Raw genomic sequence first — 22644 nt, 5'->3', positions numbered from 1 at the left:
ACGCCAAAAAAACCAAACACAAAAAGAAACCACCCCCACCCCCCCCCCCCCCCCCCCCCCCCCCCCCCCCCCCCCCCCCCCCCCCCCCCCCCCCTCCGCGTGTCAGCTCCCGGTCCGTTCCCGGCGGTTCCCGGTTACTTCCGGCTGCTCCCGGCCGGTCCCGTTCCGCTTCCGACTGGGTCACTCCCGGCTGAGCCGCAGCACCTCCGCCGCCGCGAACGTCTCACCCGCCGGCCGTTCCGCGTAGTGCGGGGTGAGCAGTGCGTCCAGTTCGTCGTAGCTGAAGGTGTCCTGTTTGCTGTCGAACTTCGCGCGCACCCGCGGCCGTTCGACGACGGCCACCATGCCGCCGTGCACGACGAGCAGCTGGCCGTTGATCCGGGAGGCGGCCGGAGACGCCAAGTAGCCGACGAGGGGGGCGACATGCTCGGGGGCGAGCGGGTCGAGGCCGCCGTCGGCCGGGCGGGCGAGGCCGGCGAAGACGTCCTCGGTCATCCGGGTGCGGGCGCGCGGGCAGATCACGTTCGCGGTCACGCCGTACTTGGCGAGCGCCAGCGCCGTCGAGGTGGTCAGCCCGACGATTCCGCCCTTCGCGGCGGCGTAGTTGGGCTGTCCGGCGGAGCCGGCGAGGAACGCCTCCGAGGAGGTGTTGACGATCCGCCCGTACACCGGCGCGCCGGCCGCCTTGGACCGCTCCCGCCAGTGCGCCGCGGCGAAACGGGTGGTGTTGAAGTGCCCCTTGAGGTGGACGCGGATCACCGAGTCCCACTCGTCCTCGGTCATGGAGAAGACCATGCGGTCGCGCAGGATGCCGGCGTTGTTGACCAGGATGTCGAGCCTGCCGAACGCGGCGATCGCCGACTCGACCATCTCGCGGGCCTCGGCGAAGTCGGACACGTCTCCGGTGTGGGCCAGCGCCGTGCCGCCCGCGGCGCGGATCTCGGCGGCGACCTGCTCGGCGGGGGCCGCGGAGGCGTTCCCCGAACCGTCCCGGCCCGGCTGCCCGTAGTCGTTGACGACGACGGCGGCGCCGAGCCGGGCGAGTTCCAGCGCCTCGGCGCGGCCCAGGCCCCGGCCGGCTCCGGTGACGAGGGCGGACAGCCCTTCCAGTGGCAGCGACACGGACACTCCCGTCATTCCGTCATTCCGTCTTCGGTATTCCGTCTTCCGTCATTCCGTCAGATCTCGACGCAGGTGCGCAGCGCGGTGCCCGTGCGCATCTGCTCGATCGCCTCGTCGATCCGGGCCAGTGGCACACGGTGCGTGATCAGCCCCGCGAGGTCCAAGCGGCCCGCCCGCCACAGGGCGATGGTCCGCTCGTAGGAGCGCAGGATGTCCCCGCCGCCGTACATGGAGGGCAGGATGCGCTTCTCGTCGAAGAACAGCTCGAACATGTTGAGCTGCAGGAAGTCGTCCATGGCACCCGCGCCGACCACGACCAGGGTGCCGCCGCGCCGGGTGTTCTCGTAGGCCGTGCGGGCGGTGGCCGACTTGCCGACGACCTCGAAGACGTAGTCGAAGCCCTCGCCGCCGGTGATCTGCTGCCTGGCGTCGGCCAGTTCGTCCGGCGCCACGGCCCGGGTGGCGCCGAACCGCAGCGCGGCCTCGCGGCGCGAGGCGACCGGGTCGACGGCGACGATCTCGGCGGCGCCCTTCAGCCGCGCCCCCTGGACGGCGCAGACGCCGACGCCGCCGCATCCGATCACGGCGACCGACGAACCGGCCTCCACGTCGGCGGTGTTGAGGGCGGCACCGAGGCCGGTGGTGACCCCGCAGCCGATCAGCGCGGCGATGTCGAACGGCACGTCGTCCGGGATCGGCACCGCGCAGCCGGCGTCGACGACGACCTCCTCGGCGAAGGTGCCGGTCCCGGCGAAGCCGAACAGGTCACCGGCGGGGCCGCGGAAGTTGGGGGTGCCCGCGTTCATGAACCCGGCCAGGCACAGCTCGGTCTGTCCACGCCCGCAGGCGGGGCAGCTGCCGCAGGCCGGCAGCCAGCACACGACGACCCGGTCGCCGGGCTTGACGTGGCCGACGCCCTCGCCGACCTCGAGGATCTCGCCCGCGCCCTCGTGCCCGGGCACGAACGGCGCCGGCTGCGGCAGCACCCCGCTCATCGCGGACAGGTCCGAGTGGCACAGCCCCGTGGCGCGCACCCGGATCCTGACCTTGCCGGGCCCGAAGCCCACCGCCTCGACGTCGTCGAGGACCTCCAGCTTGTCCTGGCCGATCTCGTGCAGTACGGCTGCGCGCATGGTGCGGCTCCCTCAGGTCATCCAGGGTTCACAGGTCGTCCGGGGTTCACAGGTCGTGGGGTTCACGGGTCGTGGGGTTCACAGGTCGTGGGGTTCACAGGTCGTGGGGTTCACAGGTCGTCCGGGTCAACGGGTCGGGGGTTTCCGGAGTGTTCGACGATCGTGTCGGCGAGGACGGGGGCGTCCGCCCGCTCGACGGCGGTGACGGTCACCCGTACCCGGCCGGTCTGCCGCCACATGCGGATGCGCAGGGTCTCGCCCGGGTACACCACCCCGGCGAACCGGGTGGCGTACGAGCGCACCCGGCCGACATCGCCGCCGAGCAGCGTGTCGACGACCGCCTTGAGCGTCATGCCGTAGGTGCACAGCCCGTGCAGGATGGGGCGTTCGAATCCGGCGCGCTTGGCGAAGTCGGGGTCGGCATGCAGCGGGTTCCAGTCGCCGCTGAGGCGGTAGAGGAGGGCCTGGTCCTCGCGGACCGACCGCTCGACGGTCCGGTCGGGCTCGCCCGCGGGCGGCTCGAGGCGGGCGGACGGGCCGCGGTCGCCGCCCCAGCCGCCCTCGCCGCGTACGAAGATCTGCGCGTCGTTGGTCCACAGCGGGCCCTCGGCGTCGGCGACCTCGGTGCGCAGGACGAGGACGGCCGCCGTGCCCTTGTCGTAGACGGCGGCGATGCGGGAGGTGGCGGTGGCGGTGCCCTCGGCCGGAATCGGGCGGTGGACGGTGAGGGCCTGGCCGCCGTGCAGGACCGTGGCGAGGTCGACGTCGACGCCCGGCATGGACAGGCCGCCGATCACGCCCGGGGCGCCCGCGCCCGCGACGGTGGCGAAACTCGGCAGCACGTGCAGCCGGGACTCCAGGGTGTAGCGCAGCTCGTCGGGGTCCGTGGCGGGGACACCCGCGCCGATGCCGAGATGGTAGAGCTGGACGTCCTTGCGGTCCCAGGCGATCCCGGCGGAACGGGGTCCGGCGGCGAGGGCCTCGGCTGCGTCGATGGGCATGGGGCTCCTGGAGGTGGCGGCGGGAAGACCCCGGTGCGGCCGTCCGCACCGTCGGCCGCACCGGGGTCGCTGCGGGCCGACCTAGAACGCGTTCCAGTCCGGCGCCCTCTGTATAGCCCAGGGTCTCGCAGTTGTGAAGGCTCCTGACGGCGCGTCAGGTGGTGGGGCCGGGACATTTGTCCCGTCGGAGTCCGTACGGGCGCCCCTGCCGGACGCGGCGGCCGGTGCGTAGCGTCGTCGGCACGACCGAGGGGACCGCGCCGTCGTACCGGCGGTCCGGACCCGCCGTACGGAACGGGGAGCAGAGTGATGATCTGGTTACGCAGGGGACCGCGCCGATTTCGCAGGGGATCAGGCCGATTTCACGGAGGATCGTGCCAGGGGGACGCGGTGTGGCAGGCCGGCGAGTGCACCGCGCAGCCGGCCGGGCTGGTGGCCGAGGATCCCGGCCCGCCCGCCTCCGGCTTCTCGCTACTGCCCTGGCTGCTGATGGGGATGGGCGCGTTCTCCAACCTCTTCCAGGGCCAGACCGCCAACCCGTGGATCGGCGGCCTGGGCCTGCTCACCTTCAACTCGCTCTACATCTACGTGGCGTTCCGCTCCTTCGTGAAGGAGACGCGGACGGCGCTGTCGACGCGGGCGGCGCTGGCCATGATGGCGCTGCTGACCTGCGGTCTCGCCATCGGCTACGGCGGCAACTGGCTGCTGTTCTTCCCGCTGCTGGGCCTCGCGACGGGGGCGGCGCTGCGCGGGCCCCGGCTGCGCTGGACCGGCATGGGCGTCGCCGTCCTCGCGGCGTCGGTCTGCTGCGCCCGCGAGGGCTGGAGCGGTCTCGGCGTCGCCTACGCCACCTGGATCTCGACGATGGTGACGGCGGCGATCCTGTCGCTGTCGGAGGCGGTACGGGAACTGCGTGCCGCCCGTGAGGAACTGGCCCGGCGCGCGGTCGAGAAGGAGCGGCTGCGGTTCTCCCGCGACCTGCACGACCTGCTCGGGCACACGCTGTCGGTGATCGTGGTGAAGTCGGAGGCGGCGCGGCGGCTCGCGCCGCGTGACCTGGACGGGGCGCTCACGCAGATGACGGACATCGAGTCCGTCGGCCGGCAGGCGCTCACGGAGATCCGCGAGGCGGTGACCGGGTACCGCGAGGGCAGCCTCGCCACGGAACTGGACCGGGCCCGCTCGGTGCTGACGGCGGCCGGTGTCGAGCCCGTGATCACGCGGTCCGGCCCGCCGCTGGCCCGGCAGACGGAGGCGCTGCTGGGGTGGGTGGTGCGGGAGGCCGTGACGAACGTCGTACGCCACAGCGGGGCGAGCCGCTGCGAGATCACCCTCGACGGCACCCCCGAGCGGGCCGGCCTGACGGTCGCCGACAACGGCGGCACCCGGGGCGCGGAGACGCCGGGGACCGGTATCGCCGGTGGGGCCGGTGGCGCGGGGGGCGCCGACGGTGGCGCCGGCGCGGGCGGCCTGGGCGGGGCGGGCGGTGGCACGGGCCTGAAGGGCCTCATGGAGCGCCTCACGCTGGCCGGCGGAAGCCTGCGGGCGACCGCGTCACCGCACGGCTTCACGATCACCGCCGAGCTGCCGGCGGACTCCGCGGAATCTGCGGACTCCGCGAAGTCCGCGTCCCTTCCGCCCCAGCCGCAGTCGCCGCTGCCGACGGGCACCGCGCCCGGAACGCCGTGACCGACGGCGGCCGACGGGCCGACCCGTCGCCCTGCGCCCGGCAGCCCCACCTCGCCCGCGGAAAACCGGGAGACCTGGTCACCGCCGCCGATGGCACCGCGTCCCGGACAGGCGGGCCAGGACGCCGTGGGTCGGCCAGGCGCAACGGGCCGGGGCGCCGCGAGCCGGCCGGGCGAGCCGGAGTGTCACGGGCCGGACGGGCAGCCGGGACGTCACCGGCCGACCAAGCGGGCCGAGACGTCACGTGCCGGCCGGTGCTGGCGGGCGCGTCCCGGACAGGCGGGCCGGGAAGCCACAGGCCGGAGGAACGGCCGGAATGTCACGGGCCGGAGGGGCGGCCCGGGGTGTCACGTGCCGGATCAGGACGGGCGGGGGCGCCGCGGGCGCTCTACGCTTGGGCCGTGGACGAGATACCCCGGGATCGCCGGCCGGGTAAGTGCGTGCGGGTTCTGCTCGCCGAGGACCAGGGAATGATGCGGGGCGCCCTCGCCCTGCTGCTCGGCATGGAGGACGACATGGAGGTCGTCGCCCAGGTCGGGACGGGCGACGCCATCGTGGACGCCGCCCTCCTCCACCGCCCGGACGTGGCTCTGCTGGACATCGAGCTGCCCGGCATGAGCGGTCTGGACGCCGCCGCCGCACTGCGCGACCAGGTGCCCGACTGCCGGGTGCTGATCCTGACCACCTTCGGGCGCCCCGGCTATCTACGGCGGGCCATGGAGGCCGGAGCTGCGGGGTTCCTGGTCAAGGACGGGCCGGTGGAGGAGTTGGCGGCCACGATCCGCCGGGTGCTGACCGGCGAGACCGTGATCGATCCCGCGCTGGCCGCGGCGGCGCTGAGCGCCGGGCCCAACCCGCTCACCCCCCGGGAGTGCGACGTCCTCAGGGCGTCCGCGGACGGCGCGACCGTCGCCGACATCGCCGCCCGGCTGCACCTGTCGGAGTCCACCGTCCGCAACTACCTCTCCTCCGCGATCGGCAAGACCGGCACCCGCAACCGCACGGAGGCGATGCGGGAGGCACGGCAGCAGGGGTGGCTGTAAGCGCACCCACGAAGCCCGTACGCCCCCTTCATCAGGCCCCGTCCGCCCGGCCTCCCCGCGTCATCTGGCGGAGCCCCGGCGCGGCAGCCACGCCAGCATCAGTACCGTCCCCGCGAGCAGCACGCCGGCCCCGGTGCGGAACACCAGGGCGTATCCGTCCGTCAGCGCCGCCGGGGTGTCGCCGCCCGCCGAACGGGCCGCCGCGATCGTCGACATCACCGCGAGGCCGAGCGAGCCGCCCATCGTGCGTGAGGTGTTGATCAGCCCGGAGACCAGACCCGCCTCCCCCGGCGCCGCCCCGGACGTGGCGAGCGCGGCGAGCGGGGTCGCCGTGAGGCCCGCGCCCAGCATCATCAGGATGCCGGGGAACATGATCTCCGTCAGGTACGCGCCCCGCGGGGTCATCGCCGACTGCCAGCCGAAGCCGGACGCCGCCACCAGGGTTCCGAGCGTGGCTACGGTGCGCGCGCCGAGCACCCGCATGAAGCGGGGCGCCGCCTTGGATCCGAAAAGCACGGCCAGGGAGCTCGGCACCAGGGCGAGACCGGCCTGGAGCGGGGTGTAGCCGAGCACGTTCTGGGCGTACAGCGTCATGAAGAACCACATGCAGAACATCGCCGAGCCGCACAGGAACATGGCGGCGTTCGCCGACGACACCGCCCGCGCCCGCAGCAGCCGGAGCGGCATCAGCGGGGCCGCCGTGCGCGCCTCGACGGCCAGGAAGAGCGCGATCAGGGCGAGCCCGGCGGCGAGCGGCGCCAGGGTGGCCGCCGCCGTCCACCCCTCGGCCTCGGTCTGCGAGATGCCGTACGCGAGGGTGGCGAGCCCGGCCGTCACCAGCACCGCGCCCGGCAGGTCCAGGCGCCGCCCGTCGCCGTCGCGGCTCTCCACCAGCCACCCGCGGGCCCCGGCGAGGACGACCGCCCCGACGGGCACGTTGATCAGCAGCACCCACCGCCAGGACAGGCCGTCCACCAGCAGTCCGCCGACGAGCCCGCCCGCAGCGCCGCCGCCCGCGCCCACCGCGGTCCAGGTGGCGATCGCCCGGGCCCGCGCCGGACCCTCGGGCACGGCGGAAGTGAGGATGGTGAGCGTGGAGGGCGCAAGAACCGCCGCCCCGAGCCCCTGCACGGCCCGCGCGAGCAGCAGTTGAGGGCCCTCCTCCGCCAGCCCGCCGCCCAGCGAGGCCAGGGTGAACAGGGCGAGCCCGACCAGGAACATCCGCTTGCGCCCGTACAGATCGCCGGCCCGCCCGCCGAGCAGCATGAACCCGGCGAAGGCGATGGCGTAGGCGTTCACCACCCATTGCAGCCCCGGGGCGCTCAGCCCCAGGTCGGCCCGCATGGACGGCAGCGCCACATTGACGACGGAGACGTCGAGGACGACCAGGAACTGTCCGGCGCACGCGAGCGTGACGACCAGCCAGGTGGGAGGCGCGGTGCGAGGACGTGGGGTGCGGGTGTCCGCTGCGGCTCCGAGCATGGGCTCCATGCTCTCAACCCGGCGGCGCACGGTGCATCGGGATTTGGCTCCGGAGCCGCCTCGGCCGCAGGACCTAGGACCCGGTCGGAGTGAGGGGTCACCGTGTCGCGTCCTCCGAGCTGTGGGCCGTCGCGCCGTGAGACCGGTAGGCGGTCACCTCCGCCGACTTGTAGGCCGTGTCCTGGGGGGCGAGGCACACGAACCAGTCGTCCGGTGATCCTCCGGCGGACCGGATGCCCTGCTGGACGCCGCCGTTCGCGCCGTTCACCGCGGTCCGGTGGAGGCTGGTGCTCGTGCCGTCCTTCCAGACGCAGGTGACCTGCCGGACAGCCTTGGCGACCCGGCCGACCACGAGGCGCGAGGCCCCGGAATCGGGCACCAGCGGCAGCGCGCCGGCGTCGAGGTCCGTGCCCGCCTGGACCTCCGTCCCGGGGAGCGTGTTCTCGATCACCAGGGAGCTCTTTCCGCCGTAGCTGCGGTGCACGAAGTACGCGCGCTTGCCGACCAGATCGGAAGCCCTGTCGACGTCCGGCGGGTTCTCGCCGCGCGCCCGCATCGCGTCCAGCTGGGCCTGCGCCTCGACCTCCGCGCTCGGTGCCGGCCACATGTCGAGGGTGACCTTCCATTCCTTGCCGTTCTCGGTGCCGGCCGCCAGCACGGTCCGCCGAGGCGCGTACAGCTCCGGCATGACGCCCGACGGCGGTGGACTGGTCGCCGGCTCCGCCCCGCGCCCGTCGCCGCCCGGCAGGCCCGCGAGTGCCAGAGTGCCCGTCGAGCCGACGATCGCCAGGGCCGCCGCCGTGGCCACCGCCCAGCGCCGGGCCCTGCGGCGGCGGCCGCCGCGGATCAGAGCCTGGGTGGGGGCTATACCGATCTCGGCCTCGTCCGCGGCCTCGGCCAGCAGGAAGGCGATGTCCCTGTCCGTCATGTTCGCCATGTCGTGGTTCGTCTCCCGGTGTGCGCTCATCGCTGCCGCCCTCCCCCGCTCGTCACCATGTCCGCCAGTCCCGGTATGGCGCGGAGCTTCGCGATCCCCTTGGCCGCGTTGCTCTTGACCGCGCCGACCGAGCAGCCCATCGCCTGCGCCGCCTGGGTCTCCGTGAGGTCCTCCCAGTAGCGCAGGACGACCGCCTCCCGCTGCCGCGGGGGCAGCTGGGCGAGCGCCGTCAGCAGGACGCCCCGGTCGTCGGCCTGTGCGATGCGGTCGCCGGTGTCGGCGACCTCGCGCACCAGGCCGGAGTCGTCCTTCGGCGCCAGGAACTCCCGGAGCTTTCTGCGGTGCTTGCGGGCATGCGCGTTGATCATGACTCGTCGTACGTACGCCTCCGGGTCGTCGGCCGAGCCGACCCTCCGCCAGGCCACGTAGACCTGCTCGAGCGTCGACTGGACCAGGTCCTCGGCGGCGTGCTGCTCCCCCGTGAGAAGAAATGCCGTCCGCATCAGCCGCGGCCAGCGGCCGGTGACAAAGCCCTGGAACTCCCTGTCCCGAGCCTGCTTGCGATCCCCCATGGGCACCTCCTAGATGTCAGAAGGAGTCCATGAGCCGCCCGGATCGTTGCCTCGGACCCGAAGCGGACCCCGAAGCGGACCCCGAAGTGGACCCCGAAGGGGACCAGAAGTGGACCCCGAAGCCTCCCGCCCGGGCCGATTCCAGGGCGGCGGCCGAACTGACCGCGGGTCAGATCTTCATGGGCAGGTCAAGGATTCGTTAGGGACCCGAAGCAACGGAATAGTTGCTCACGCATACGAGGTTTACCAGGCACTTATCTCACTGGAGGCCTCATCCCATGACCCACACGACGAACGACCAGCCCGCCCGGGCGGCGAGCGGGGCCGTGGTCCCGGTCCTCGCCTTCGCGGGGATCGTTGTCGCGGTGATGCAGACCCTGCTCGTCCCGGTCATCAAGGACCTGCCGCAACTGCTGGACACCGCGCCCAGCAACGCCACCTGGGTCCTGACCTCGACACTGCTCTCGGGCGCCGTGGCCACCCCGATCATGGGCCGCCTCGGCGACCTGTACGGCAAGCGGCGGATGCTCGTGGTCAGCCTCGCGGTGATGGTGGCCGGCGCCCTGGTCAGCGCGCTCACCAGCACGCTGCTGCCGATGATCGCCGGCCGTACCCTGCAGGGCTTCGCGATGGGCGCGATACCGCTCGGCATCGGTCTGATGCGCGACATGCTGCCCCGCGAGCGGCTCGGCTCGGCCATGGCCCTGATGAGCTCCTCGATCGGCGTCGGCGGCGGGCTCGCCCTGCCGCTCGCGGCCCTGATCGCCCAGCACGCCGACTGGCACGCCCTCTTCTACGGCGCCGCCGGCCTCGGCGCCCTCTCGATCGCCCTCACGCTCCTCGTCGTACCCGAGTCCCCGATGCGTGCCGAGGGCTCCTTCGACCTGCCGGGCGCGCTCGGCCTGTCCGCCGGTCTGGTGCTGTTCCTGCTGCCGATCACCAAGGGCAGCGACTGGGGCTGGTCCTCGGGCACCACGCTCGGCCTGTTCGGCGCGGCGGCCGTCGTCCTGCTCCTGTGGGGCGTGATGGAGCTGCGGGTCCAGGCCCCGCTGGTGGACCTGCGCACCACGGCCCGCCCCGCGGTGCTCTTCACCAACCTCGCCTCGATCATGGTGGGCGTCAGCTTCTACGTCGTCTCGCTCGTCCTGCCCCAACTGCTCCAGCTGCCGAAGGCGACCGGTTACGGCCTCGGCCAGTCGATGGTGGTCGCCGGTCTGATCGTCGCGCCGCTGGGCCTGACGATGATGTTCACGGCGCCGGTCTACGCCCGCCTGTCGGCGCGGTACGGCCCGAAGGTCACGCTCATCCTCGGCATGGTGATCATCGGGATCGGCTACGGCGCCGGCCTCGGCCTGATGAGCGCCCCCTGGCAGAGCCTCGTCATCTCGGTGATCCTCGGCGCGGGCATCGGCCTGGCCTACTCCTCGCTCCCCGCCCTGATCGTCGGCGCGGTCCCGGCCTCGGAGACCGGCGCCGCCAACGGCCTGAACACCCTGATGCGCTCCATCGGCACGTCCGTGTCGAGCGCCGTCATCGGCATGGTGCTCGCGAACACCGCGAACGACGTCGGCGGCGTCGCGGTCCCGACCATGCACGGTTTCCGGGTCTCCTTCCTGATCGCGACGGGCGCGGTCGCCGTCGGCCTGCTGATGGCCGTGTTCCTGCCCCGGCCCGACCGGGCGCCGCGGCTGCGCGCGAGCAGCGAGGAGGAGGCGAACCTGGCGCGCGCCGAGGAGGCGCTGCGCGGCTTCCGCGGCCGGGTACTGGACGCCTCCGGCGCCCCGGTGGCCCGCGCCAAGGTCACGCTCATCGACCGGCGGGGCCGCCAGGCGGGCGCGACGCTGTCCGCGGAGGACGGCGGCTACGCCCTCGTCGTGCCGTCCGGCGGGGCGTACGTGCTCGCCGTGCGGGCCGCCGGGCACGGCCCGCTGGCCTCGTCGGCGACGCACGGCGGCGACGAGGGCGCGGTGCAGCTGGACCTCCCGCTGCCGGGCACCGCGGTCTCCGCCTAGCCGGCCGGTCCCTCGCCGGTCCCTCGCCACACGGACCGAAGGCCCTCGCCGCACCCCCTGTCGCCCGGCGGCAGGGGGTGCGGCAGCATGGGGCGCCGAGACGACCGCTACCGAAAGGCGCATCCGATGCCCGCGGCACCCAAGCCGGAGATCCTGGCCGCGTTCGAGGCCGCCAAGGGGTTCATGCCCGTGCACGAGGGCCTCGCCCTGTACGCGGCGGCCGTCGAGGCGGGCGCGCTCGGGCTGCCGCTGCTCGAGGTCGGCACGTACTGCGGCCGCTCCACGATCCTGCTCGCCGACGCGGCCCGCCAGGCGTCGGTCACCGCGCTGACGGTCGACCACCACCGCGGCAGCGAGGAGCAGCAGCCGGGCTGGGACTACCACGACCCGGAGACGGTGGACCCGGAGCTCGGCGTGATGGACACCCTGCCGACGTTCCGCCGCACCCTGTACCGGGCGGGCCTGGAGGACCACGTGGTGGCCCTGGTCGGGCGCTCCCCGCAGGTGGCGAAGGTCTGGGCGGCTCCGCTCGGCCTCGTCTTCATCGACGGCGGCCACACCGACGAGCACGCCACCGCCGACTACGAGGGCTGGGCCCCCCAGGTGGCCGAGGGCGGCCTGCTGCTCATCCACGACGTCTTCCCGGACCCGAAGGACGAGTTCACCGGCCAGGCCCCGTACCGCGTCTACCTGAGGGCGCTCGCGTCCGGCGCCTTCACCGAGGTCTCGGCGACCGACTCGCTGCGCGTCCTGCGGCGAACGGGGGCGGGGATCTGACGGCGCGGTTAGAGTCGCAGACGTGTCGTACGTAGGACCGGACTTCGATCCGCCGCAGCCCCGCCGTTCCCGCCGTCCGCTGACCGTCGCCCTCGCCGCGCTGGTGCCGGGCGCGCTGCTCGGGTGGCTGGCGTACCAGGCCGTGGGCGCCCCCGGGGACGACGGCGGCCGGGACCGGGCGTCCGTCGCCACGTCCGGGTCCGCTTCCGCGCCGGCGTCGTCCGGCGGCCCGGGCTCCCGCACGGGATCGAAGGGGTCCGCGGGGTCCACGGCGTCCGCGACGGGCGACGACGAGCGGCCGGCGTCGCCCGCGCCGTCCTCCGCACGGTCCGCGCCCGCCGCCTCCGGCCCCCTCAAGGGCAAGGTCGTCGTCATCGACCCGGGGCACAACCCGGGCAATTTCCAGCACACCGCCGACATCAACCGCAAGGTGAACATCGGCACGAACCTCAAGGAGTGCGACACCACCGGCACGTCCACCAACGCGGGTTACTCCGAGGCCCGCTTCACGCTGGACGTCGCCCGGCGGCTGCGGACCGTCCTGCAGAAGCAGGGCGTCACGGTGAAGTTCACGCAGGACGGCGACCGTCCTTGGGGTCCGTGCGTCGACGAGCGCGCCCGCATCGGCAACGCCGCCCACGCCGACGCCGCGATCTCCATCCACGCGGACGGCGCCGCGGCCGGCGACCGCGGCTTCCACGTCATCCTGCCGGGCGCGGTGCACGCGGGCGCCGCCGACACCCGTCCGATCGTCGGCCCCTCCGCCGATCTCGGCGAGCGCGTCGCGGGCAATTTCGTCCGCGTCACCGGCAGCGCGCCGTCCAATTACATCGGCGACGGTACCGGTCTCGTCACACGTAAGGACCTGGGCGGTCTCAATCTCTCAACGGTTCCCAAGGTGTTCATCGAGTGCGGGAACATGCGCGATAGCAAGGACGCGGCACTGCTGACGAGCGGAGCCTGGCGACAGAAGGCCGCGCAGGGGATCTCTGAGGGAATCGTGAGTTTCCTGCGCGCTTCGTGACCAGCACGCGCGACTCGGCGAACACACGTGCCCGGCGGACGATACTGTCTACCGACGACGAGACGACCTGAGAAGGACCTGAAGTGAATATCCGCTCCCTCACTCGAGGCGACGGCGTGGTGATCGGAGCAGCGGTATTGCTGTTCATCGCGTCGTTCCTCAAGTTCTATTCCGCCGACGGGTTCAACTGGAACCAGAACGCGTGGGACAGCCTCGGCACCGGTTTCGGCCTCTACATGGGCGGAGTCATCGGTGCCGTTCTGATCGTCGTCAACCGTTCCCTGCCGCAGCCGCGCAAGGTCGCGGGCCTGGACCTGGGTGCGGCGGGCGCGGCGTTCGCGATCCTCACCGCGTGGACGCTGTTCTGGACCCTGGTGGACGTGCCGGACGGCGTCAGCGCCGGCGCGGGCCTCGTCCTCGGCTTCATCGCCGCTCTCGTCCTGGCCGGCGCGGCGGTCGCCACCCCGTTGGTCCCGGCGCTGCAGGCCGCGCTCGTCCCCGCTCCCGGTCCCGCCGCACCGCAGCCCTACGGCGGTCAGCCGCAGGGCGGTTACGGCTACCCCGGCGCCGGAGCCGGCGCCCCGGCGCAGCCGTACGGCGGCCAGCCGCAGCAGGGCCAGCCGGGGCAGCCGGTGGGCGGCCAGCCGCAGCAGACCCCGCCGCCGGCCGCCGACTTCTCGCCGTTCTGGTTCGCCGTGCCGGTGGCGCGGCCGCTGTTCGCCGAGGACGGCTCGCCCACGCCGATCGCCGAACTCGCGCCGGGCACCTGGTACCTGGCGGTCGAGCAGCGCGGCCCGGGCCTGATCGCGCAGACGCAGGACGGCCGTCGCGGGGTGCTGCAGGACACCTCCGGCATCCAGCGCGGCTGACCGCCGCGGCCGTCGTACGGCCCCTCGCCCTTCCGGGCGGGGGGCCGTTGTCGTACAGTCGCAGCCCCGGCGATTACTGACGGTCCGTCAGAAAGGTGGGCGCCATGCGGCTCGGTCTCGCGCTCGGCTACTGGGGACGCGGTCCCCGCGCCGACCACCTGCCGCTGGCCCAGGAGGCCGAGCGGCTCGGCTACCACTCCGTGTGGACCGCCGAGTCGTGGGGGTCGGACGCCTTCACCCCCCTGACCTGGATCGCCGCGCACACGTCGACGATCAAGCTGGGGACGGCCGTTGCCCAGATGGCCGCCCGTCCGCCGACCACCACCGCCATGCACGCGCTCACCCTCGACCACCTCTCCGGCGGCCGCCTGATGCTCGGCCTCGGACTGTCCGGGCCGCAGGTGGTGGAGGGCTGGTACGGCAGGCCGTTCCCGAGGTCGCCGCTGACCGCGACCCGGGAGTACGTCGACGTCGTACGGCAGGTGCTGCGGCGCGCGGCGCCGGTCGCGCTCGACGGCCGGTTCCACGCCCTCCCCTACCGGGGCGACGACGGCACCGGGCTCGGGAAGCCGCTGAAGCCCATCACCCACCCCCTGCGGTCCGGCCTGCCCGTGCTGCTGGGCGCGGAGGGCCCGAAGAACGTCGCGCAGACGCTGCGGATCGCCGACGGCTGGCTGCCGCTGTACTGGTCGCCGGCCCGGCCGGAGGCGTACGGGCCCGCCCTGGAGAAGGTGCGTCCCGGATTCCTCGTCGCCCCGCTGGTCCAGGTCCGGGTCTGCGACGACGTGGCGGAGGGCCTCGCGCCGGTCAAGGCCATGCTCGGCTTCTACATCGGCGGCATGGGCCACGCCGCCCGCAACTTCCACGCCGACCTGATGGCCCGCATGGGGTACGAGGAGCAGGCGCGCCGGATCCAGCGGCTGTTCCTGGACGGCAGGCGGGAGGAGGCCGTGCGCGCGGTGCCGGACGCCTTCGCCGACGAGATCTCCCTGGTCGGGCCGCCGGAACGGATCGCCGAGCGGCTTCAGTCGTGGCGCGCGGGCCCGGTGACGGACCTGCTGGCGCTGGTCCCGGACCGGCGGACGCTGCGGGTGCTGGCGGAGCTCAACTCCTAGCCGCTCAGCGGAAGATCGCGACCGGGTCCAGGGTCAGTTCGCGGGCCTGCCGGTTCCAGCTGCGCACCTTGCCCAGGCAGCGGGCCTGGAACTCGATGCCGTCGGAGTACTCCTCGTCCCGGAACTGCTCGCGCACGTCCCGCACCGCGCAGGTCATCCGGATGTGCGCGGGCTGCGGGTCGTCGCCGTAGCCGGCGCGCAGCACGATGTCGCCGCCGTCGGGCCGGCTCGCGGTGAACCGGGCGGTCACCCACACGAACTCCGACATCACCTCGCTCAGCGCCATGTCCTCACGGCGCCGCTGGCGCAGTCTCGCGGCGACCGCGCGGTTGGGCTGCAGCACGCCCGTGGTGAGGTCGGCGTCGACCAGCACCTTGCCGTTGGCCGGGGCCCGGCCCCGGTGCCGGCGGAGACGTTGTTGCGGTCGGCGACCTCCTGCAGCAGGGACAGCGGCCCGGCCGCCGCCACCAGCAGCGCGGCCCACAGGCGGTGCGGTAACCGGCCTCTGGTTCTTCGGCGTACGGTGAGCCGTGGCTCGTCGACGGTGACGGATCTGGCGTCGGACACCTGCGCTCCTGCCTTCCGGGGGCACGATCGTCGGGGACGACGTCGAACGCCCGGCGCCGGAACGGTCAGCTCCACGTGTACGGCGGTGACATGGCCGCCGTACGAACGATACGCACAGGGGAACGAGCGGGGAACACCCAGGGGAACGCGCGGCAGCGGTCCGGGTTTGGTCCGCGCTCCGGCGGCAATCCGAGGGTTATGTCCCCTCGATATCGCAACGGTTCGAATTCGGCCGGGACGGTCATCGCGATCGTCGCCGACGTCATGGCCGGCATCCTGGGCCTGTGGATCCTGATGTACCTGCTGGACGCCAACCGGGCCAACGACTTCGTGCAGTTCGTGCACGACGCCGCCCGCTGGCTGGCGGGCTGGTCGTACGACCTGTTCACGTTCGACGCGGCGTGGGCACGGGTGGTGGCCGGCTACGGCCTGGCCGCGGTCGTCTACCTGTTCGTGGGCCACGCCATCGCCAACCGCGCCCAGCGGCACTGACCGCGCCGGGGTACTGACCCCGCCCGGCGGCACCCACGGCCGCCCGGTGACACCGACGGCCCGGCGGCACCGACGGCCGGGCGGCGTCACCGACAACCGGGCGGCGGCGGTCTCAGTCGCAGCAGTCGGGGTCCAGGCCGGACGGCAGGAGGTCGCCGCCGAAGACCGTGCAGGTCGCCTCGTGGCCGCCCAGGGCGGCGACCGCGAGGAGCAGTGAACCCGCGGTCCAGGTGGTCAGCTCCTGGGGCCAGATCACCTCGTCCTCGAAGACGTACCCCGTCCAGTACAGGCCGCTGTCCGCGTCCCGCAGGTGCTGGATCGCCTGCAGCACCTCCAGCGCCCGGTCGGACTCGCCCATCGCCCAGAGCGCCAGGGCGAGTTCGGCCGACTCACCGCCGGTCACCCAGGGGTTGGGGACCACGCAGCGCACCCCGAGGCCGGGGACCACGAAACGGTCCCAGCCCTCCTCGATACGGGACTTGGCCTCCGCGCCGGTCAACGCGCCGCCCAGCACCGGGTAGTACCAGTCCATCGAGTAGCGGTCCTTGTCCAGGAACCGCTCCGGGTGACGGCGGATCGCGTGACGCAGCGCGCCGACCGCCAACTCCCAGTCGGGCTGCGCCTCTTCACGCTGCTCCGCGATGGCCAGGGCGCAGCGCAGGGCGTGGTGGACGGAGGAGCACCCGGTCAGCAGGGCGTCCGTGACGGCCGTGCCGTCGTCCTCGCGCTTCCAGCCGATCTGGCCGCCGGGCTGCTGCAGCCGGAGCACGTACTCGATCGCCGCGTACACGTGCGGCCACATGCGGTCCAGGAAGGTGTCGTCGCCGGTCGACAGGTAGTGGTGCCACACGCCGACGGCGATGTAGGCGACGAAGTTGGTCTCCCGGCCGCGGTCGGTGACGTCGGCGAAGTCGCCGTCCGCGTAGGCCGCGTACCAGGAGCCGTCCTCGTTCTGGTGCCGGGCGAGCCAGTCGTAGGCCCGCTCGGCGGCCTCGTGCTCGCCCGCCGCGTCCAGCGCCATCGCGGCCTCGGTGTGGTCCCACGGGTCGAGGTGGTGTCCCCTGAACCACGGGATCGCCCCGTCCTCCCGCTGCTCGGCGAGGATGCCGCGGACGGTCGCGGCGGCCTGCTCGGCGGTGAGGACCCCGGGCAGGACGAGGTGTTCCGTCCGGGGTGTGGTCACTTGGCGTCCACCCGCGGCAGGTGGGGCTTGGTCGCGTACGCCACGAAGCTCTTGCCGATCAGCGGGTTCAGCGCCTGCTCGGCGACCCGGGTGGCCAGCGGCTTCTTCATGATGTCCCAGACCAGCAGCTTGTGATACGCCCGCACCGGCAGCACCTTGTCGTTGTCGACGCCGAACGCGCACTTCAGCCACCAGTACGGCGAGTGCAGCGCGTGCGCGTGGTGCGTGCCGTACGGCTTCAGGCCGGCCTCGCGGATCTTCGCGAGCAGCTCGTCGGCCTTGTAGATGCGGATGTGGCCGCCCTCGACCTCGTGGTAGGCGTCCGACAGCGTCCAGCAGACCTTCTCGGGGCCGTAGCGCGGCACGGTGATCGCGATGCGGCCGCCGGGCTTGAGCACCCGCACCATCTCGGCGAGCACGCCCTTGTCGTCCGGGATGTGCTCCATCACCTCGGAGATGATCACGACGTCGAAGGACTCGTCGGGGAAGGGCAGCGCCAGGGCGTCGCCCTCCATGGCGGTCGCGGTGGCGCCCTCGGGGGCCTCGCCGGCCTCCTTCATCGCGGCGAACCACTTCGCGACCTCGCGGATCTCCTCGCCGTTCTGGTCGAGCGCCACGACCTGCGCGCCGCGCCGGTAGCACTCGAACGCGTGCCGGCCGGCACCGCAGCCGAGGTCCAGGACGCGGTCGCCCGGGGCGAGCGGGAACCGGGAGAAGTCGACGGTCAGCACGTGGCCCTGCTTTCGCGGTTGGTATCGACGTCGGTCAGGTAGGCGGCGGCCTCCGCCCGAGTGGCCGCTTCCGCTTCCACCTGGGCGGCCGGTTCGGCGTGCGGACGAGCGGCGGCCGCGGGGTTCGGCCGTGCGGCGGCTTCGACGTTCGGCCGTGCGCCCGTTTCCGTTTCCGTTTCCGGCCGGGCGGCCGCTTCCCCGGCTTCCGCCCGGGCGGCGGTGGCCACCGCGCCCGCTCGGCCGCTCGCCTTCACGGCCGCGGAGCGGCCGGAGGCGGTGCCGGAGGTGGCGGTGGCGGGACCGGAGGTGGCGGTGGGGGGAGTCGCGGAGCGGGCGATCGCCTCGCGGTAGCGGGCCACGGTGCCCTCGGCGGCCCGGGCCCAGGTGAAGCGCCGCAGCACCCGCTCGCGTCCGGCGCGGCCCAGCCGCGCCTGCAGCTCCGGGTCGCCGAGCAGCCGGCTCAGTCCGGCCGCCAGCGCCCCGGAGTCGCCGGGCGGCACGGCCAGGCAGGTCTCGCCGTCCCGGCCGGCCACCTCCGGGATCGCCCCGCCGGTCGTCGCGACCAGCGGCGTCCCCGTGGCCATGGCCTCCGCCGCCGGCAGCGAGAAGCCCTCGTACAGGGACGGCACGCAGGCGGCCTCGGCCGAGCGCACCAGGTCGACCAGTTCGGCGTCCGAGATGCCCTTGACGAACTCGACGGCGCCCTCCAGGCCGTAGCGCTCGACCGCCTGCGCGACCGGCCCCTCCGCGGGTCGCTTGCCGACGACGACGAGGTGGGCCGCCGGGTGCTCGGTGCGCACCTTGGCGAGCGCCTCGACCAGGAAGACCAGGCCCTTGAGCGGCACGTCCGCACTGGACGTCGTCACGATCCGGCCCGGCACGACGGGCACCGCCGGGTCGGGCGAGAACAGGTCGGTGTCGGCGCCGATGTGGACGACGTGGATGCGGTCGTCGCGCACGCCGAGGTGGTCGACGATCTCCTGGCGCGAGGTGCCGGAGACGGTGAGCACGGACGGCAGCCGGCGCGCGACGCGCTTCTGCATGCGGGTGAAGGCGTACCAGCGGCGCACGGAGTACCTGCGCTGCCATCCCTCCGCCGCGTCCAGCTCCAACTGCCGGTCGACGGTGATGGGATGGTGGATCGTGGTGACCAGGGGCGCGCCGATGTCCCCCAACAGGCCGTAGCCGAGTGTCTGGTTGTCGTGCACGATGTCGAACTCGCCGCGGCGGGAGCGCAGATGGCGGCGGGCACGCAGGGAGAAGGTCAGCGGCTCGGGGAAGCCGCCGGTCCACATGGTGCCGACCTCCAGCGCGTCGATCCAGTCGCGGTACTCGTCGCGCTTCGGGGTGCGGAAGGGGTCCGGCTGGCGGTAGAGGTCGAGGCTCGGCAGTTCGGTCAGGGACAGCCGGCCGTCGTAGTCCTCGGCCTCGTCCAGAACGGGGTACGGTTGCGAGCCGATGACCTCGACCCGGTGCCCGAGGCGGGCCAGTTCGCGCGACAGGTGCCGTACGTAGACGCCCTGGCCGCCGCAGAACGGGTTCCCTTTGTAGGTGAGGAGCGCGATGTCGAGCGGTCGCTCGCCGTCTGCGGCACGGTCCCCGAGAGGGCCCGCCTGACTGGCCTCAGCGGTCACTCTGGGCCCCCTTCTGGCTGCACTGTCCCGCGAGATTACGCCGGGACGCTAATCTAGAACAAGTTACAGACTTGATCGTCCAGGAGGCTCTGAATCTACCGGCAGGTAGGGGTGCTGTGACCAGTGGATCAGGTGATTCGCGCCACGGCCGACGCCCTGTCATGCTCGGTCCGATCACCTGCCCTCACCGAATGTCACGGAACGGTGCCCATGCCCGCGGAAGCCAAGGTGTCCAAGGTGTCCAAGGCGGAGACCAGTGCCGCGCGGCCGGCCTCCGCGCCGCTCACCGAGCGCCAGGAGGCCCGGCGCCGCCGCATCCTGCACGCGAGCGCCCAACTGGCCAGCCGGGGCGGTTTCGACGCGGTGCAGATGCGGGAGGTCGCGGAGTGCTCGCAGGTGGCGCTGGGCACCCTCTACCGGTACTTCCCGTCCAAGGTGCACCTGCTGGTCGCCACGATGCAGGACCAGTTGGAGCACATGCACGGCACGCTGCGCAAGAAGCCGCCGCAGGGCGAGACGGCGGCGGAGCGGGTGGCGGAGACCCTGATGCGGGCCTTCCGCGCGCTCCAGCGTGAGCCGCACCTGGCCGACGCGATGGTCCGCGCGCTCACCTTCGCCGACCGCAGCGTCTCGCCGGAGGTCGACCAGGTCTCCCGCCAGACGACGGTGATCATCCTGGACGCGATGGGTCTGGACAGCCCGACCCCCGAGCAGCTCTCCGCGGTCCGGGTCATCGAGCACACCTGGCACTCGGCCCTGATCACCTGGCTCTCGGGCCGCGCCTCCATCGCCCAGGTGAAGATCGACATCGAGACGGTGTGCCGCCTGATCGACCTGCCGGAGACCGGCCCGGAGAGCTAGTGCTGTGACCGCATAATTTCGCCGGGTTGGTGGTCGGAGCGGTTGGATGTTGCGTGACGTCCGATCCGACCGCTGGAGGCGTGGTGGCCGAGCCCGTCCGTGTGCGCAGACTGACCGACCAGGAGGGGCAGAAGCCGCAGCAGATCGTGCGCCGCGGCAGCACCAACTCGGTGCGTTACCGGCGCGCGATGATGCTGCTGGCGTCGAGCCGGCGGGAACCGGGTACCGGTGATCGCGAAGCTGGTGCAGGCCGACGAGGACACCGTCCGCGACGTGATCCACCGGTTCAACGAGATCGGCCTGGCCTGCCTGGACCCTCGGTGGGCGGGAGGCCGTCCCCGCCTGCTCAGTCCTGACGACGAGGACTTCGTCGTCCAGACGGCCACCACCCGCCCGACCAAGCCAGGCCAGCCCTTCACCCGCTGGTCGCTGCGCAAACTCGCCGCCTGCCTGCGGAAAGTCCACGGCCGGGTGATCCTCATCGGCCGCGAGGCGTTGCGCGGCCTGCTCGCCCGCCGCGGCATCACCTTTCAGCGCACCAAGACGTGGAAGGAGTCCCCGACCCGAACCGCGAGGAGAAGCTGGACCGGATCGAGGAGGTCCTGGACCGCTTCCCGGACCGGGTGTTCGCCTTTGACGAGTTCGGACCGCTCGGGATCCGTCCCACCGCAGGCTCGGGCTGGGCCCGGAAGAAACACCCCGACCGGGTACCGGCCAGCTACCACCGCACCCACGGGGTGCGCTACTTCCATGGCTGCTACTCGGTGGGCGACGACCGGCTGTGGGGTGTCAACCGCCGCAGGAAGGGTGCCGCGAACACGCCGGCCGCGCTGAAGTCGATCCGCGCCGCCCGGCCCGACGGCGCACCGATCTACGTGATCACGGACAACCTGTTTGCCCATAAGGGCGCGGACATCCGGCGCTGGGCGACAAAGCACAAGGTCGAGTTGTGCTTCACCCCGACCTACGCCTCCTGGGCGAACCCCATCGAGGCCCACTTCGGACCGCTGAGGCAGTTCACCATCGCCAACTCGAACTATCCCAACCCCACTGTGCAGACCCGGGCCCTGCACGCCTACCTGCGCTGGCGCAATGCCAACGCCCGCCACCGCGACGTCCTGGCCGCCGAACGCAAGGAACGCGTGCGCATCCGCAGCGAGAACTCAGGTGGGTCCTCACGTCACCTTCGCCAGAACAGGTGGTGCGTCACGCCGCTCGGGCTGGGTACGACCTCCAGGTGGAAGCGGTCGAGCAGTTCATCGGGGGACTCCCAGAGCCGCAGTCCGGATCCGAGCTTCACCGGCGCTACCGCCACGTGCATGGTGTCGACGAGGCCGGCGTCGAGGAACTGCCGGACGGTGGTGACCCCGCCGCCGAGTCGGACGTCCTTGCCCTGTGCCGCTTCCCGCGCCCGTTGCAGGACCGTGGCCGGGTCGCCGTCGACGAAGTGGAACGTGGTGTCGGAGAGCGTGAACGACGGACGCTCGTGGTGCGTCATGACGAACACCGGTGTGTGGAAAGGGGGTTCCTCACCCCACCAGCCGCGCCACTCGTGGTCCTGCCAGGGCCCGCGTTGGGGCCCGAACTTGTTGCGGCCCATGATCTCGGCACCGATGTTGCGCGTGAAGTCTCGCGTGAAGTAGTCGTCGAGGCCCCGGCTCCCTCCGGGATCCGTGCGCATGGGCCAGCTCGCCGTGGCTCCGGCCCAGGCGAACAGCCTCTCGGGATGGTCGTGGCCGAACGGCCGCTCGAGACTCTGGTGCTCACCAGCACCGATTCCATCACTCGAGACGTTGAAGTTCATGACTCTCAGCAGTTGATCCACGTGTGTCCTCGTCAGGTCCTGTCGCGTCGTCGCGCGGCGAGGCGCCGCACATCATGACGTCGAACGGGACGTGGCCGGATCGACAGCGGCCCGCAACTTTTTTCCAAGGCGTGTCAGGAAGCGGCCCATGCGTCGCACCGGACGTCACCGCCCATCCAATCGCTCCCATACCAACCCGGTGAACGTACGCGGTCAGAGCACTAGCGGCGCCGTCCCGGGCACGCGCCCACCGCCCCTGACCGCTCGCCGGCCCGCACCGGCGCGCGCGGCACCGCATCGGATCCGTCCGGCGCCCGCCCCGCCGCCCCGCCGCGCCCGCCCCGCCGTCCCCGCTCCTCACTCCTCCGGCGGGAACACCGGCTCGCCGCTGCCCAGCAGGGTGATCACGATCGCCTCCACCGGGCAGTTCTCCGCCGCCGCCAGTACCCGCTCGTCGGCGTCGGCGTCCGGCTCGACGGGGTGGGACTGGCGGCCCGCGTCGAGGCGGAAGCCGTCAGGGGCCTGGTGGACGCACTGGGCGGAGCCGATGCACAGGGAGCGGTCGACGTCGACGTGCCAGCGGTCACCCATCCCCG

Annotated in this window: 21 protein-coding genes and 1 pseudogene; 10 read left to right on the top strand and 12 right to left on the bottom strand. The window is 72.8% G+C overall.

Annotation, left to right across the window (positions count from 1 at the left end; all coding sequences use genetic code 11):
• Nucleotides 1-180: 180 nt before the first annotated feature.
• From ACZ5GT_RS29535 to ACZ5GT_RS29525, 3 genes are all read right to left on the bottom strand, one after another.
• Nucleotides 181-1122 carry a 3-oxoacyl-ACP reductase gene (locus tag ACZ5GT_RS29535; protein WP_469032106.1) on the bottom strand — a complete coding sequence of 314 codons (942 nt, stop codon included), beginning with the start codon at nt 1120-1122 and terminating at the stop codon, nt 181-183.
• A gap of 56 nt (nt 1123-1178) precedes the next feature.
• Nucleotides 1179-2255 carry a Zn-dependent alcohol dehydrogenase gene (locus ACZ5GT_RS29530; protein ID WP_469032056.1) on the bottom strand — a complete coding sequence of 359 codons (1077 nt, stop codon included), beginning with the start codon at nt 2253-2255 and terminating at the stop codon, nt 1179-1181.
• Between the two features lie 110 nt (nt 2256-2365).
• Complete coding sequence (locus ACZ5GT_RS29525; protein WP_469032054.1) at nt 2366-3256, bottom strand: MaoC/PaaZ C-terminal domain-containing protein; 891 nt, start codon at nt 3254-3256, stop codon at nt 2366-2368.
• 309 nt (nt 3257-3565) lie between these two features.
• Between ACZ5GT_RS29525 and ACZ5GT_RS29520 the strand changes: the two genes are divergently transcribed.
• The gene (locus tag ACZ5GT_RS29520) at nt 3566-4945 is read left to right on the top strand and encodes a sensor histidine kinase (RefSeq protein ID WP_469032052.1); all 1380 of its coding nucleotides are present in this window, start codon (nt 3566-3568) and stop codon (nt 4943-4945) included.
• A 410-nt stretch (nt 4946-5355) separates the two neighbouring features.
• A complete protein-coding gene (locus tag ACZ5GT_RS29515; RefSeq protein ID WP_469032103.1) occupies nt 5356-5988 on the top strand; it encodes a response regulator in 633 nt (210 codons plus the stop codon).
• A 60-nt stretch (nt 5989-6048) separates the two neighbouring features.
• On the opposite strand, the gene ACZ5GT_RS29510 is transcribed toward ACZ5GT_RS29515, so the two are convergent.
• From ACZ5GT_RS29510 to ACZ5GT_RS29500, 3 genes are all read right to left on the bottom strand, one after another.
• The gene (locus ACZ5GT_RS29510) at nt 6049-7470 is read right to left on the bottom strand and encodes an MFS transporter (RefSeq protein WP_469032050.1); all 1422 of its coding nucleotides are present in this window, start codon (nt 7468-7470) and stop codon (nt 6049-6051) included.
• 97 nt (nt 7471-7567) lie between these two features.
• Nucleotides 7568-8437, bottom strand: a complete 870-nt coding sequence (locus ACZ5GT_RS29505; protein WP_469032048.1) for a hypothetical protein — start codon at nt 8435-8437, stop codon at nt 7568-7570.
• Nucleotides 8434-8979, bottom strand: a complete 546-nt coding sequence (locus ACZ5GT_RS29500) for a SigE family RNA polymerase sigma factor (protein ID WP_469032046.1) — start codon at nt 8977-8979, stop codon at nt 8434-8436. The genes ACZ5GT_RS29505 and ACZ5GT_RS29500 overlap by 4 nt, the downstream gene beginning before the upstream one ends.
• A gap of 278 nt (nt 8980-9257) precedes the next feature.
• Between ACZ5GT_RS29500 and ACZ5GT_RS29495 the strand changes: the two genes are divergently transcribed.
• The 5 genes from ACZ5GT_RS29495 to ACZ5GT_RS29475 all read left to right on the top strand — a co-directional run bounded on the left by ACZ5GT_RS29495 (nt 9258) and on the right by ACZ5GT_RS29475 (nt 14776).
• The gene (locus tag ACZ5GT_RS29495; protein WP_469032044.1) at nt 9258-10991 is read left to right on the top strand and encodes an MFS transporter; all 1734 of its coding nucleotides are present in this window, start codon (nt 9258-9260) and stop codon (nt 10989-10991) included.
• Nucleotides 10992-11117: 126 nt separating this feature from the next.
• Nucleotides 11118-11768: a class I SAM-dependent methyltransferase gene (locus ACZ5GT_RS29490; protein WP_469032041.1), complete on the top strand. Its 651-nt coding sequence runs from the start codon at nt 11118-11120 to the stop codon at nt 11766-11768.
• Between the two features lie 22 nt (nt 11769-11790).
• On the top strand, nt 11791-12792 hold the full coding sequence (locus ACZ5GT_RS29485; protein WP_469032039.1) for an N-acetylmuramoyl-L-alanine amidase: 1002 nt from the start codon (nt 11791-11793) through the stop codon (nt 12790-12792).
• 83 nt (nt 12793-12875) lie between these two features.
• On the top strand, nt 12876-13661 hold the full coding sequence (locus ACZ5GT_RS29480) for a hypothetical protein (RefSeq protein WP_469032037.1): 786 nt from the start codon (nt 12876-12878) through the stop codon (nt 13659-13661).
• Nucleotides 13662-13765: 104 nt separating this feature from the next.
• The gene (locus ACZ5GT_RS29475) at nt 13766-14776 is read left to right on the top strand and encodes an LLM class F420-dependent oxidoreductase (RefSeq protein ID WP_469032035.1); all 1011 of its coding nucleotides are present in this window, start codon (nt 13766-13768) and stop codon (nt 14774-14776) included.
• Nucleotides 14777-14780: 4 nt separating this feature from the next.
• Here ACZ5GT_RS29475 and ACZ5GT_RS29470 read toward each other — a convergent pair whose 3' ends face one another.
• Nucleotides 14781-15149, bottom strand: coding sequence for a hypothetical protein (locus ACZ5GT_RS29470; RefSeq protein WP_469032034.1), 369 nt, complete (start codon nt 15147-15149; stop codon nt 14781-14783).
• Nucleotides 15150-15541: 392 nt separating this feature from the next.
• Between ACZ5GT_RS29470 and ACZ5GT_RS29465 the strand changes: the two genes are divergently transcribed.
• Complete coding sequence (locus ACZ5GT_RS29465; protein WP_469032030.1) at nt 15542-15835, top strand: hypothetical protein; 294 nt, start codon at nt 15542-15544, stop codon at nt 15833-15835.
• 112 nt (nt 15836-15947) lie between these two features.
• On the opposite strand, the gene ACZ5GT_RS29460 is transcribed toward ACZ5GT_RS29465, so the two are convergent.
• Genes ACZ5GT_RS29460 through ACZ5GT_RS29450 form a run of 3 tightly spaced genes read right to left on the bottom strand, consistent with a single transcriptional unit; the run spans nt 15948 to nt 19383 of the window.
• Complete coding sequence (locus ACZ5GT_RS29460) at nt 15948-17018, bottom strand: prenyltransferase/squalene oxidase repeat-containing protein (protein WP_469032026.1); 1071 nt, start codon at nt 17016-17018, stop codon at nt 15948-15950.
• Nucleotides 17015-17749, bottom strand: coding sequence for a class I SAM-dependent methyltransferase (locus ACZ5GT_RS29455; protein ID WP_469032024.1), 735 nt, complete (start codon nt 17747-17749; stop codon nt 17015-17017). Before ACZ5GT_RS29455 ends, ACZ5GT_RS29460 begins: the two co-directional genes overlap by 4 nt.
• Nucleotides 17743-19383, bottom strand: a complete 1641-nt coding sequence (locus ACZ5GT_RS29450; RefSeq protein ID WP_469032022.1) for a glycosyltransferase family 4 protein — start codon at nt 19381-19383, stop codon at nt 17743-17745. Before ACZ5GT_RS29450 ends, ACZ5GT_RS29455 begins: the two co-directional genes overlap by 7 nt.
• A gap of 210 nt (nt 19384-19593) precedes the next feature.
• Between ACZ5GT_RS29450 and ACZ5GT_RS29445 the strand changes: the two genes are divergently transcribed.
• Both ACZ5GT_RS29445 and ACZ5GT_RS29440 read left to right on the top strand, forming a co-directional pair.
• Nucleotides 19594-20244: a TetR family transcriptional regulator gene (locus ACZ5GT_RS29445; RefSeq protein WP_469032020.1), complete on the top strand. Its 651-nt coding sequence runs from the start codon at nt 19594-19596 to the stop codon at nt 20242-20244.
• An 83-nt stretch (nt 20245-20327) separates the two neighbouring features.
• Nucleotides 20328-21404 (top strand): annotated as a pseudogene (locus tag ACZ5GT_RS29440) (IS630 family transposase); the annotation flags it as partial.
• 20 nt (nt 21405-21424) lie between these two features.
• Here ACZ5GT_RS29440 and ACZ5GT_RS29435 read toward each other — a convergent pair.
• The gene (locus tag ACZ5GT_RS29435) at nt 21425-22069 is read right to left on the bottom strand and encodes a dihydrofolate reductase family protein (RefSeq protein ID WP_469032100.1); all 645 of its coding nucleotides are present in this window, start codon (nt 22067-22069) and stop codon (nt 21425-21427) included.
• 336 nt (nt 22070-22405) lie between these two features.
• On the bottom strand, nt 22406-22639 hold the full coding sequence (locus ACZ5GT_RS29430; RefSeq protein ID WP_469032017.1) for a ferredoxin: 234 nt from the start codon (nt 22637-22639) through the stop codon (nt 22406-22408).
• Nucleotides 22640-22644: the final 5 nt, after the last annotated feature.

This window comes from Streptomyces sp. NPDC031340, assembly GCF_055569945.1.
The sequence above is the reverse complement of the archived record's forward strand: the minus strand, read 5'-3'. Positions and strand labels throughout refer to the sequence as shown.